At 68.4% G+C, this 11,764-nt stretch carries 12 protein-coding genes; 6 read left to right on the top strand and 6 right to left on the bottom strand.

The features are described from left to right. Positions 1 to 4: 4 nt before the first annotated feature. Complete coding sequence (locus tag O1R50_RS23565; RefSeq protein ID WP_270112702.1) at positions 5 to 1,471, bottom strand: MDR family MFS transporter; 1,467 nt, start codon at positions 1,469 to 1,471, stop codon at positions 5 to 7. 115 nt (positions 1,472 to 1,586) lie between these two features. Here O1R50_RS23565 and O1R50_RS23560 point away from each other — a divergent pair, with 115 nt between their 5' ends. From O1R50_RS23560 to O1R50_RS23550, 3 genes are all read left to right on the top strand, one after another. Continuing rightward, on the top strand, positions 1,587 to 2,027 hold the full coding sequence (locus O1R50_RS23560; protein WP_408612803.1) for a helix-turn-helix domain-containing protein: 441 nt from the start codon (positions 1,587 to 1,589) through the stop codon (positions 2,025 to 2,027). A gap of 48 nt (positions 2,028 to 2,075) precedes the next feature. Continuing rightward, the gene (locus O1R50_RS23555) at positions 2,076 to 2,483 is read left to right on the top strand and encodes a VOC family protein (RefSeq protein WP_270112700.1); all 408 of its coding nucleotides are present in this window, start codon (positions 2,076 to 2,078) and stop codon (positions 2,481 to 2,483) included. A gap of 121 nt (positions 2,484 to 2,604) precedes the next feature. After that, entirely contained in the window at positions 2,605 to 3,051 is a 447-nt protein-coding gene (locus tag O1R50_RS23550) for a universal stress protein (RefSeq protein ID WP_270112699.1), read from the top strand. A gap of 136 nt (positions 3,052 to 3,187) precedes the next feature. Here O1R50_RS23550 and O1R50_RS23545 read toward each other — a convergent pair whose 3' ends face one another. Then, positions 3,188 to 4,687, bottom strand: coding sequence for a glycoside hydrolase family 43 protein (locus O1R50_RS23545; protein WP_270112698.1), 1,500 nt, complete (start codon positions 4,685 to 4,687; stop codon positions 3,188 to 3,190). Positions 4,688 to 4,840: 153 nt separating this feature from the next. Here O1R50_RS23545 and O1R50_RS23540 point away from each other — a divergent pair, with 153 nt between their 5' ends. Together O1R50_RS23540 and O1R50_RS23535 are read left to right on the top strand one after the other, a co-directional pair. After that, a complete protein-coding gene (locus O1R50_RS23540) occupies positions 4,841 to 5,725 on the top strand; it encodes a hypothetical protein (protein ID WP_270112697.1) in 885 nt (294 codons plus the stop codon). Further along, positions 5,722 to 6,090: a GntR family transcriptional regulator gene (locus tag O1R50_RS23535; protein WP_270112696.1), complete on the top strand. Its 369-nt coding sequence runs from the start codon at positions 5,722 to 5,724 to the stop codon at positions 6,088 to 6,090. Before O1R50_RS23540 ends, O1R50_RS23535 begins: the two co-directional genes overlap by 4 nt. Positions 6,091 to 6,362: 272 nt before the next feature. Here the strand turns inward: O1R50_RS23535 and O1R50_RS23530 are convergent, their stop codons facing one another. The 3 genes from O1R50_RS23530 to O1R50_RS23520 all read right to left on the bottom strand — a co-directional run bounded on the left by O1R50_RS23530 (position 6,363) and on the right by O1R50_RS23520 (position 9,368). After that, a complete protein-coding gene (locus O1R50_RS23530; protein WP_270112695.1) occupies positions 6,363 to 8,117 on the bottom strand; it encodes an ABC transporter ATP-binding protein in 1,755 nt (584 codons plus the stop codon). 200 nt (positions 8,118 to 8,317) lie between these two features. Beyond that, positions 8,318 to 9,097 (bottom strand): TetR/AcrR family transcriptional regulator, encoded by a 780-nt coding sequence (locus O1R50_RS23525; protein WP_270112693.1) that lies wholly within the window; start codon positions 9,095 to 9,097, stop codon positions 8,318 to 8,320. Between the two features lies 1 nt (position 9,098). Beyond that, entirely contained in the window at positions 9,099 to 9,368 is a 270-nt protein-coding gene (locus O1R50_RS23520; RefSeq protein ID WP_270112692.1) for a hypothetical protein, read from the bottom strand. Here O1R50_RS23520 and O1R50_RS23515 point away from each other — a divergent pair. Beyond that, a complete protein-coding gene (locus O1R50_RS23515; protein WP_270112691.1) occupies positions 9,348 to 10,166 on the top strand; it encodes an alpha/beta fold hydrolase in 819 nt (272 codons plus the stop codon). The two genes, O1R50_RS23520 and O1R50_RS23515, sit on opposite strands and share 21 nt — an antisense overlap. A gap of 157 nt (positions 10,167 to 10,323) precedes the next feature. Here O1R50_RS23515 and O1R50_RS23510 read toward each other — a convergent pair whose 3' ends face one another. Then, positions 10,324 to 10,959, bottom strand: coding sequence for a hypothetical protein (locus O1R50_RS23510; RefSeq protein WP_270112690.1), 636 nt, complete (start codon positions 10,957 to 10,959; stop codon positions 10,324 to 10,326). Positions 10,960 to 11,764 lie beyond the last annotated feature (805 nt).

Genomic DNA, 11,764 nt, shown 5'->3' with positions numbered 1-11,764 from the left:
TTCCTTAGTGGTTGCGGTTCAAGAGGTTCGCGCGGCGCTGCGCGGACGGCTTCGGCGAAGCGGCGGCGGGCGGCTCGGTCCCGGGGGTCGGGCCGTTGCGCGAGGCGGTGTCCTGCGGCTCGGCCCGTGGCGCGGTTTCGGCGGACGCCGCGTCGTGCGGCGCGCGCCGCTGTTCGTCGCCCGGGCCGCTCGGCGACTCGCCTTGCGGGGCATCGCCCGGGGTTCGCTCTGACGCGTCCGCCGACGACGCGGCAGCCTGCGGCTGTGCGGCGGCGAGGGACCGGGAGCCCCGCAGGCCGATGACGGCCGCCGCCGAAGCGAGTCCGAGCAGCGCGCAGCAGGTCCACGACGCCCAGGCGGCGCGCTCGGCCGCCATGTCGGCGACGAATCCGACCGCGCTCGTGCCGATCGCCGCCACGACCCCGGAAATCAGGTAGTAGAGGCCGAAGTAGGTGCCGGTGAGTCCTTGCGGCGCAAAGCCGGGGATGAGCTCCATGACGAACGGCTGCGCGACCATCACCCCGATCGACAGCGCCAGCGCCGACACGAGCACCGCCGCGAAGTGCAGGCTCGGCGTGCTCGCGGGCAGCAGGGCCGGCGGCAGGAACGCCGCGCCGATGAGCGCCATGCCCAGCGCGATCGCCGCCACCCGGCTCAGATGCCGCTGGCACCAGTCGGTGCTGCGCACCTGCAGTCCGAGCGTCGCGATCGTGGAGGCGCCGAAGACGGCAGCGGTGGCCCAATCGGTGCCCGTCGAGTCCACGGCGGCCTTGGGCAGCAGCAGGTACAGCTGGTTCTGGAGCGCGAACAGCGCGGCCGTGGCGAGCGTGAACGCCAGGAACCCCTTGTCCGCGAACGCTTCCCGCCACCCGCCGAGCACTGTAGTCCTGGCCTTGGCCGCCCGGTGCGGCGGCAGTGTCAGGATCTGGGCGACCGCCAGGCCCAGGAACACCAGCGCCGAGACCAGAGCCCCGAGCCGGAAGTCGACGATCACGAGCGCGCTGCCCACCACCGGTCCGAGGCACATCCCGGTGTTGGCGGACAGGTTGAACAGGGCGAACGCCTCCGCCCGCCGGTCACCTGCCGCTTCGGCGACGTACGCCCGCACCGCCGGGTTGAACAGGGCCCCGGCGACGCCGCTGACGACCGCAGCGGCGATGAGCACCGCGAACGAGGGCGTCAGGGCGAACAGCCCGAACCCGAAGGCGCGCAGCAGGCATCCGGCGATGATGACTCCGCGCGGCCCGAGCCGGTCCGAGGCCGTGCCGCCGATCAGGTTGAGCCCCTGCTGGGCGAGGTTCCGCACCCCGAGGACGACGCCGATCGCGGCCAGCGACATCCCGGCCGAGGTCTCGAGGTGCACTGCCAGGTAGGGGATGACCATGTAGAAGCCGAGGTTGACTCCGAGCTGGTTCACCAGGAGCAGCCGCACGGGCAGCGGCTGCTCCGTGAAGGACCGTATGGTGCGCAAGGGACCTCACCGGGGCAGGGCGCCGGGGCGCCGGAGGGCGATCAGTTTTGACAAAGATAACGGAACTCGTTTTCATTACTACGGTCGAAACCCGGGATGTGACCTGCCTCCGCCCATGCGATCATCGGCATACGCGCACGTGACCTCGGAGGATGCCGTGAAGACCCCAGGCGAAGACCAGAACCGCCGCCTGCTGCGCGCCCGCGACGCCATGGACCGCGACTTCGCCAATCCTCTCGACGTGCCCGCCCTCGCCCGTGTCGCCCTCATGTCCCCCGCGCACTTCAGCCGCACGTTCCGCGACACCTTCGGCGAGACCCCGCACCGCTACCTCCAGCGCCGCCGCATCGAACGCGCCTGCGCGATGCTCCGCGACACGGACGCGACCGTCACCGAGATCGCCCTGGCGGTCGGCTTCGACAGCCTCGGCACGTTCAGCCGCACGTTCTCCCAGATCATCGGCCGCCCGCCCACCCAGTACCGGGCGGAAGTGCCGGCGTTCAAAGCGCCGGTGTGCTTCGTCAAGTCCTGGACCAGACCGAGCAGTTTCGACTGAGCACGTTTGGATAAGCCCGCGGCACCACCCGGCCCATAGGCTGAGTGCATGTTCACAGGAATCAGCATTCACACCGTGTTCGTCCTCGACCAGGAAGAGGCGATCGACTTCTACGTAGGCAAACTCGGCTTCCAGATCTCGACTGACGCCGACCTCGGCTTCATGCGCTGGCTGACCGTCGCGCTCCCGGAGGACCCCGAGCGCCACATCCTCCTCGAGGTGCCCGGCCCGCCCTCGCAGAGCGAGGAGACCGCTGCCCAGGTCAGGGACCTGCTCACCAAGGGCGCCCTCGGCGCGACCATCCTCAACACCGACGACTGCCGCGGCACCTACAAGCGGCTCAAGGACCTCGGCGTCGAGTTCACCGAGGAGCCCACCGAGCAGCCGTACGGCATCGACTGCGCCCTGCGCGACCCCTTCGGCAACCACATCAGGATCACCCAGCCCGGGGGCTGAGCCGCGCTTCGGAGCGCCCGGGTCCGCCCGGGCGTTCCGCGGCGCGCCGGGGCCCTCGGAAGGTTCGACCGCTGCTGAGGCGGGTACTCCAGAAGCTCGGACCGAGCCCTAAGGAGGGGCGATGGACGGGATAGAGGAGCACAAAGAACGCATCGTCGTCGGCGTCGATGGCTCCGGGCCCTCGATCAAGGCCCTCGAATGGGCAGTCGAGCAGGCGCGGCGCACCGGCGCGAAGGTCGAGGCCGTGCAGGCCTGGGAAGTGCCGACCATGTACGGGAGCGGCATGATGGTCCTGCCCGGCGGCGAGGAGTTCGACAAGTCCGCCAGGCAGTCGCTCGAGTCGGCGATCAGCCACGCGCTCGGCGGGAGGATGGACGTCGAGGTCGAGCACCACACCGTCGGCGGCCACCCGGCCAAGACGCTCATCGACATGTCCGATGGCGCTGACCTCCTGGTCGTGGGCAGCCGCGGGCACGGCGGTTTCGTCGGGTCGCTCATCGGCTCGGTGAGCCACTACTGCGTCAACCACGCCAACTGCCCTGTCGTGATCGTCCGCGAGACCGATTGAGCCGCAAGGCATCACGCGGCGACACGGGGCACCGATCGCACCGGAAGGCGCGAGCGGCGCCTGCGCGCGCACGTCGACCGGCGACACCGCCAGGGTGGCGCTGGACTTCAGTCTGCCTGCCGCACTTCCGAAGTCCTCACTCCGTCGGCGCCGACTCCGTTGCGGCGTACCGGAAACTGCGCAGCCGCGAGACCTCCCCCGCCGCGCCGACGCCGAGCACCCGGCCGGTGAAACCGGCCGCGACCTCGGTCGACAGGTAGCGGCCGTCGAGCCGCGCGAGTTCGGTGACGTCGCCGCCGTCGACCAGCGCGAGCACGATGTCGTCCGGGCCGTAGGCCGTCATGGTCTCGGCCTCGCAATCGACCGCGGCGATCCGCAGCACCACCGATCCGGCGGCCACTTCGGCCGAACCGAGATCGGCGCTCACTCCGCCGATGCGCGCCTGCGCGCGCACCGCGCCGTCCTCGAAGACCAGGCCGTAGCGGTGGCGGTCGTCGATGCGGACCTCGAACCGGCCTGAACCGGCGAACTCGGCCTCGGCCTCCCACCGCAGATCCTCGACGCGGGTGCACAGCAGCCCGGGTGACCCGTCGCCCGGAGCGCGGAGCCGAAGGCCCCCATCGGTATCCGGCGAGGCGATCGCCTCGGGTTCGCTCGAGGGCGAGACCCAGCGCGGGTGCAGCGCGTCCGCGGTGAAGTCGTCCTCGAAGGAGGTCGCATCGGGCGTGAAGTCGTAGCGGTGCTCGTCGAACACCGGCCAGCCGTCGACCCAGTCGACTCCGGCCAGGAAGGTCTCGCGGCCGAGGACGTGGTAGCTCGGGGTGAACCCGGCCGGGCGCACTGCGAGGTAGACGGCGGCCCATTCGCCTGACGCGGTCTCGACGAGGTCGGCGTGCCCGGTGTTCTGGACCGTCCGCGACGGCATCGAGCGGTGGCTGAAGACGGGGTTCGCCGGGCAGGACTCGTAGGGGCCCTCGGGCCGTTCGGCGCGGGCGATCGTGACCGAGTGGCCGCGTTCGGTGCCGCCCTCGGCGATCATCAGGTACCAGTAGTCGCCGATCTTGTAGAGGTGCGGGGCCTCGGGGAAGTCGAGGCGGCCGGTGCCCTGCCAGACCTTGTAGGGCTCGCCGGTGAACTCGCCGGTCTTGAGGTCGACGCGGCCCTGGAGCATCCCGTGGAGGTCGGTGCCGGCGACGCGGCCGGTCCAGGTGAGGAGGAGTCCGCCCTCGTCGTCCCAGCAGATGTCGGGGTCGATGCCGACGGCTTGGGGGATGAAGATCGGGTCGCTCCACGGACCGGCGGGGTCTTCGGCGGTGACGATGGTCTGCCCGGAGTCGGCGTCGCCGACGTTCGTGGTCACGAAGTAGAAGCGGCCCTCGCGGTGGCGGAGGGTGGAGCCGTAGATGCCGCCCGAGGGGCGGCCGTCAGCGCGGAGGAACTGGCCGCGGCGGTCGAGGATGTTGCCGATCTGCTTCCAGTGCACGAGGTCGCGGCTGTGGAAGATCGGTGCGCCGGGGAAGTACTCGAAGCTGGAGTGGGCGAGGTAGTAGTCCTCGCCCACTCGGCAGATCGTGGGGTCGGGGTGGAAGCCCGAGACGATGGGGTGCTCGGCCCCGGACACGGCAGTTCGGCTCACAGTGCTCCCCTTGGTTGGCGCGGAAGCCCAAGATTAAGTTGTGTCGCCAAACTTTGTCAACCGGATACGATCACGCCAACCGAACTTGTGTTGACACAAGTTCCCGGAATTTGTATCATGTGTTTGATACAAATTCTGCTTTCGGAGGAACACATGCCCCTACTGCTCATCGCGGGACTCGCGACCGTCCTGCTCGCCGCCGCACTGCTCGCGACCCGACGCCGCGCCACCGTCGGCGCTGGCGTCGGCGGGACCGACGTATCGGCCGCGATGCGGCCCATCGTGAGACGTTCGACGATCACGCGATTCGCCGGATTCGGCATCGGCCTCGCCGCCGCGGCGGCGATCCTGACAGCCGCACCGCCGAACTGGCTGGGCCTGGAAGCCGCCCTCGCCGCGCCGGCATTTGCACTCTGCCTGCTCGCGGGCGTGCTCATCGGCGAGATCACCGGAACGGTCCCGACGGGACCCGACCGTGCCGCGCCGATCGAAGTCCGCTCCGTGCGGTCCTACCTGCCGCGCTTCATGACCGGAGCGGTCATCGTGCTCGGCGCCGTGCTGGCGGTCCTCCTCACCGCCACGAGCCTCATGGGCAGCGCCGACGACATGAGCAGGGCGGGACGGTTCCTCACCCTCAACTGCCAGGACCTCACCGCGAGCACCGGCCCTTGGCCCGGCGTCTACTACAGCCTGCCGATCGCAGCATCAGTCCTCATTGGAATCGCCGCCGCCGCACCGACACTGCACGCGGTGACGCGCCGCCGCCGCCCCGCATCCGGCGATGCGGTCCGCGCCGCCGACGACGACGCCCGCCGCGCATCGGCACGCGCCATCGTCGCCGCCTGCGGCGTCCTGGTGGCCGCGCCGCTGACCGGAACCGGGCTCTACACGGGCATGGCGATGACCGGCAACGCCTGCGCGACCGCCGCCGTGACGGCCTTCGGTTGGACGGCCCTCGCCCTCGGGCTGACGGCGTTCATCGCCAGCTGCTGGTTCGCGGCCATGGCGGTATTCCCCTACCGGGCGGCACAGCGATGACGTTCGAGGTGCGGGTCGACACCGCCAGCCCCGTGCCGCCGTACGAGCAGATCCGCGCGCAGTTGAGCGAGCTCATCGACCAGGGGCGGCTGGTTGCGGGTGACCGCCTGCCGCCGGTGCGGCAGCTCGCCGCCGACCTCGGATTGGCGGTGGGGACGGTCGGACGGGCTTACCGGGAGCTGGAGGCGGCCGGAAAGGTGAGCTCCCGCCGCGGCGGCGGCACCCGGGTCACGGCGGAGGCCGCGCCGCGGCCCCCCGCCGAACTCGCCCGGCTCGCCGCCGACTACGTCGAGGCGGCGCGCCGCCTCGGCACCGCCGACCGCGACCTCATCGCCGCCGTACAGCGGGCACTCGCCCCGCAGTAGCCGTCGACCACCCGGCGTCCACGCACCTCGACACCACCGCGCGCCGGCTCTCAGCGTCGCTCGCACCATGAGCGCCGCATCCCACACCCCTGCGACAACTCGGGCCCGCACCTGTTTCCGCAGGTAGCGGGCCCTTGTCGTACCCATGTGGGAGGGTTTCCTTTTCACTGGTAGTGGTGAAGGTGGGAATGGGCGGGTACCCGGGGCCACCCGTACGCCCTCCCGGCGGCGACCCGACGCCGGCCGTCGCCACCCCGCCCGGAGCGCCGACCTCAAGCCGCCGCGTGCTGTACGCCCCAAGTCCGCGCGTACCGTCCCGAACGCGCCAGCAGCTCATCATGCGTGCCCTGCTCGATGATCTTCCCGTGCTCGAGCACCACGATCACATCCGCGCTCCGGATCGTGCTCAGCCGGTGCGCCACGACCAGCGTCGTCCGCCCGCGCATCAGCGTCTCCAGCGCACCCTGGATGTGCCGCTCCGACTCCGAATCGAGCGCGCTCGTCGCCTCGTCCAGGAACAGGATCCGCGGGTCGCGGATCAGCGCCCGCGCGATCGACAGGCGCTGGCGCTGCCCGCCCGAAAGCCGCGCGCCCCGGTCCCCGACCACCGTGTGCCACCCGTCCGCAAGGCCCTCAACGAATTCGAGCGCGTTCGCGTCGCGCAGCGCCTCCCGCACCCGCTCATCGTCGATCGGCCCGAGCCCGTACGTGATGTTGTCCCGCACCGAGCCCTCGAACAGCACCGAATCCTGCGGCACCACCGACACATGCCGCCGCACCGACCGCATGTCCAGCGCCTCCATGTCCGCCCCGTCGAGCAGCACCTTCCCGCCCGCGGGGCGGATCAGCCCGAGCACGGTGTTCATCAGCGTCGACTTGCCCGAACCCGAGGGCCCCACGAGCGCAACGGTCTTACCCGCCTCGATGTCGAGATCGACCGCGTCCAGAGCGGGCGCGCCGCCGTCCGGGTAGCGGACCGTGACCTCGCGCAGCGAGATCCGACCCTCCACACTGTCTACAGTGGGCTTTCCTTCGTTGTACTCGACGTCGGGATCCTCGAGCACCTCCGCGATCGACCGGGCCGACTCGGTCCCGCGCGCGGTCACCGGCACCAGGTTGAGCACTGCGCCCACCGAACCGGTGAGCATAGAGAAGTAGGTGCCGAGCACCACGACCTGCCCGGCCGAGATCGGCGCCCACTCCATCACCGCCACCGTCGCGGCGAGCAGCAGGCACCCGACGGACAAGAGCTGCATGGTGACCCAGCTGGCGGCACCGAACCGGCCGTTCACGACGTCGAGCCGCAGCCCCCGGTGCCGCACCTCCTCCGCGACCTCCGCGACCCGCCCGGTCGCCACGTGCTCGAGCCCGTGCGCGCGCGTGATCGGCATGAGCGCTGCCATCTCCCCGACCCGCGCGGAGAAGACCTCCATCTCGCGCCGGAACTCCTCGTTGCGCTCGCGCGAGCGGCGCCGCGTGAACCACCACACGCCGAATCCGCAAGGGATCGACAAGGCGAATACCGGCAGGAACTGCGGAACGGTCAGCGCGGTCATGGTGATCGCGCCCGCGAACACGAACACGGCCGAGAGGAACGGCCCGCCCGACTGGGCGAACATCATCTCCACGTTCTCGACGTCGCGCACGACCTTGCTCTGGATGATCGAGGCGTTCGACCGCGAGTGGAACCCGATCGACAGCAGTTGCAGCCTCGCCGCGAGCGCGTTGCGGAAGCCCGCGCCGAGCGACCGCACCGCGCCCATGTACAGCCGCGTGAACCACACGTGGGTGAAGGCGTTCTGGATGACGAGGACGGCCGCGCCGATGGCGAGCCAGCCGAGTGTCGAGATTGGACCGCCGCGCACGACCGCGTCGACCGCGGCGCCGGTGATGACCGGCATCAGCCAGGTCGGACTGTCTTTGACTACGAAGATGCCGACGGCGAGGGCGAGCTGCGCCCTCCGGGGTCGGAGCGCTCGGGCGACCGAGGCGAGAGGACGTTTCCCGTCGAGGGTGATGGATTCCATTGCAGCAATGGCCCCGTGTTCGATTAGAGGGTTCTGGTTGGGACGCAACGGGATTGATGGGTTCCCCGCCGCTTGGTGCCCCGCGACGCGCCGGTCACGCGAAGTCACCGCCCCCGACCATAACCCCGGCATCCGCAAACCGCCTCCACTTTACGGGCAAGTCACAGACCGCCTCCGAAAGGCGGCGTCCTGCCCTCGACTTACCAGGTCACGGGCGGCTCATAGACCTCGTAGACCGAAGCGTCGTGCTTGAACGGGAGGTCCGCGATGTCTCCCGCGAGCCGCATTTGTCCTCGCAGACGGTGATCGTCGTGGTGTTCTCCTGCTAATTCCTGAGCGTGGTGCGGGGCTTCGAGCAGGCCGACGATCGCGTCGATCAGTGCGCCTCCGGCTTCGCGCCAGGAGGAGCCGTAGACCGGCTCCCCCTTGGCCAATGACGCCTCGCGTGAGGCAGGGGTGAGCACCATGAGCATCTGCATCATCCGGAACCGTTCGGCCACAACGTCTTCCGGCAAGGAAGGCATGAACCGGCTGATCCCGTCCACCGTGCGGTCCAGCGATTCGGCCCGCAGCGCTTCATCTTCGACAATTGACCGCAGTTGCGGGTCGAACTGGATCTGCGCGGTGAACCGCGCGAACCAGGACGGCTCGCCGAGCGAGTCGTAGTGGTCGCAGACGGGCACTACCAGGCACTCGACCCAGTCGCGCAGTCGCTTCGAGTCCTTGATCGAGGCGTACATGCGTTCCCGGAGCGGTTCCATCTTCTCGACGTGTCTGCGCACGATCTCGCGGATGAGATCGGCCTTCGTGCCGAAGTGGTAGCCGACGGCGGCGTTGTTGCCCTGCCCGGCGGCCTCGCTGATCTGACGGTTCGAGACGGCCTGCACGCCCTGCTCGGCGAACAGCCGCTCGGCGGCGTTGACGATGGCGTCCCGAGTGCCCGCGACACGTTCGATGCGCTTGGTGCTCGTTGTGTTCATGTCACCATTTAACTGGGATGGCGACCAATCCGCCGACGAGCAGGCCCTGGCCGGTGGCGATGAGCGTCGCGTCGTGGCCGACGACCGATACGAGGAACCGGCAGGCTGAAGGGCGATACTCGTCGTATCGCGTGATGCGGGAGTCGTGTAACCATGGTGCATGGTTCTCCCTGCTGAAGTCATCGCGCCGACAATGATCGAAGTTCGCCAGGGGCATCGCCTGGCGGTGCGGCGCCGTGGGAGCGGCGGTGTGCCGCTGCTGCTCGTCCACGGCTTCCCTTGCACCAGTGGGATCTGGTCGCACAACCTCATTCCCCTGGCCGAGGCCGGATTCGACGTGGTCGCCCCGGACCTGCGCGGCTACGGCGACTCCGATTTCGCACCCGACGAGTACTACGACTTCAACGCGTTCAATACCGACCTGACCGGACTGCTCGACGCGCTCGGGTGGGAGAAGGCGGTCGTGGCCGGGCACGACCTGGGCGCCATGATCGCCATCGACATGGCGAACCGCCACCCCGACCGGGTCGACAGCCTGGTGATCCTCGACGACTCCATGCCCGACCTGGACGAAGCGTTCACGGCCGCCGGCATCCCGGCGGGACGGCCGAAGCCCGCCGTCTACGACTATCAACGCCGCCAAGGACTTCACGCCGATGCGCTGGTCGCCGAGCTCGATACGCCCGAGCGCCGCCGACGATACGTCGGCGAGTTCTTCGGGCACCGAATGTGGTGCCCGCCCGACGCGTTCGACCAGGACGACCTGGCGTTCCTGACCGAGCCCTACGGCGATGCGGCGCGGCTGCGCGCGTCCTTCGCCGACTACGAAGTCGTCATGGGCACCAGGAAGCTCTCGGCCCCCGAGATGATCGACCGCCCTGTCCAGCAACGGACTCTGATCCTCATCGGCGCCGACCAGGTGACCATCGGCGACCACTTGGAGGAGAAGTGCGCCATCGCGTTCCCCGCCGGGGTAGGACCGTTCTGGGTCAAGGGCGCCGGGCACTTCATGCCGTGGGAGCGGCCCGAGCTGGTCAACCGCAGCATCATCGCCTTCTGCGGACGCTGAGCCGGAGCGTCGACCGACGCGTCGCGATCTTAGGCCGCGGCGAGGAAAGCCAGTACCGGCGGCGACGCCCCCGCCGCCCGTTCAACCGGATCCTCGACCTGAGCGAAGACCCTCCATGGGAACCGTTGCATGCCAATCACAACCATGCACGAGGCCGCTAGCTTCTGCGTTCAGTGCGAGAAAGGGTCCACACGTAGTACCACGGCCCTTCCTGAAGCGTTCGCGGACTGTGATCGGCACCTGCCTGGACGGCGGTCCAGAATCCGCCCGTGGCGCCCCCAATGAAAGCCGCCACCGCGGACACCAACTCTGAGGTGCCCATGACGGCGGTCAGACTGGCGCTGATGCTCCCAACCACGGCACCCGTTGCCGTCACGGCCCGTTTGCGGCGCACTTGTCGCATCTGCGCTTCCATGCCTCGCACTTCTTCTTTGATCTGAAGGCCGATCCGCATGAGCGCGCGCTCCGAATCTTCCGCATTCAACGCAGTATCCACGCTCAGCAACTGTTGCTGAAGCCAAAGTTGAAAGGCGCGATACGACTCAAACTCCTCGACAGTAACCGCACTGAACACGTCCAACGGGACGCCGTCAATGAAAGGCAACTCGAGGTCCTCGATCACAGGCCGAACCACGGCCGTAACGGCTGGAGCTGTGTCATCGAGTGCCACAATCCGTTGCCCTACTTGCAGGAAATCGAGCAACTCCGGCACGTTGCTGAACTCCACCTGCTCCGTCGCGCGGTCGTAAGTGAGACCCACGAGCGGAGCAGACAACCCTTCCGTCTTCGACACCGACGATATGGAATAGGTCGGCAGATACCATGCCAGCCCAGCCCTCAGCAGTGGCTCCGCCCGCAATAGCCAAAGCCCTAGATTGTGAAGGTGCGGTGCGTGAACATACAGATCCTCAACAGACTCTATCCACCCAGGATCTATAGGGCCGTATGTATCCTGGGGGTCGTAACCGATAACCTGGGGACGATTCCGCTTTGATATCCGACGCACCCGATGGCCGGGCCCAACGCGGTCATGCGATAGCAGGAGCGCGTCAGAAACCAAAGTGGACCTTTTGGTCAAGCGTTCAAGCCCGTTCAGGCCACCGGTACCTATGCCAATTCCAACATGGAATTTAGAGCTCGCGAATCGCTTCTCATCAATCAACTCACGTCGGCGCCGATGAAACAGGTGCGCAGCGTATGCCAACGCCACCTCGGTCGGTACCTCCCTCGCCGCCTGCGGCAACGACCGATAGAAGGCTTTCATATGGCCCGCGACTAGCGCGTTGGCGGTGACCTGACGCTTCCATCTCATAAGCTCAGATCTTCTCACGTCACCGCGACTTCTGTTTGACACGAAGTGGCAGAGGGGCTCCGCAGTTCGACCGCGTTGAAGGAGCTCGCGGCGGCCTGTCAGATCATAAGCACCTCAACGCACACGACAACCTCCTCGTATCACGTCGAAGCAGCGCTAAGCTTGCGTTTTAACCTTCTTGGTGTGCGCTGCAGGGGTTTCGGGACAAGGCGGATGACCGAAGTATGAATTCGGTGGCGTGCAGTCGGTTACCTATATCGACCGTTTCGGCCACTCGCGGTTGCCG

This window comes from Glycomyces luteolus (genome assembly GCF_027622875.1).
GTDB lineage: Bacteria > Actinomycetota > Actinomycetes > Mycobacteriales > Micromonosporaceae > Glycomyces > Glycomyces luteolus.
Note: the sequence above shows the minus strand (reverse complement) of the source record. Positions and strands in the feature narration are given on the sequence as shown.

Coding starts and splice junctions, on each gene's coding strand:
- O1R50_RS23560 (WP_408612803.1), top strand. CDS start 1,587: ATGCGATCATCGGCATACGCGCACGTGACCTCGGAGGATGCCGTGAAG.
- O1R50_RS23555 (WP_270112700.1), top strand. CDS start 2,076: ATGTTCACAGGAATCAGCATTCACACCGTGTTCGTCCTCGACCAGGAA.
- O1R50_RS23550 (WP_270112699.1), top strand. CDS start 2,605: ATGGACGGGATAGAGGAGCACAAAGAACGCATCGTCGTCGGCGTCGAT.
- O1R50_RS23540 (WP_270112697.1), top strand. CDS start 4,841: ATGCCCCTACTGCTCATCGCGGGACTCGCGACCGTCCTGCTCGCCGCC.
- O1R50_RS23535 (WP_270112696.1), top strand. CDS start 5,722: ATGACGTTCGAGGTGCGGGTCGACACCGCCAGCCCCGTGCCGCCGTAC.
- O1R50_RS23530 (WP_270112695.1), bottom strand. CDS start 8,117: ATGGAATCCATCACCCTCGACGGGAAACGTCCTCTCGCCTCGGTCGCC.
- O1R50_RS23525 (WP_270112693.1), bottom strand. CDS start 9,097: ATGAACACAACGAGCACCAAGCGCATCGAACGTGTCGCGGGCACTCGG.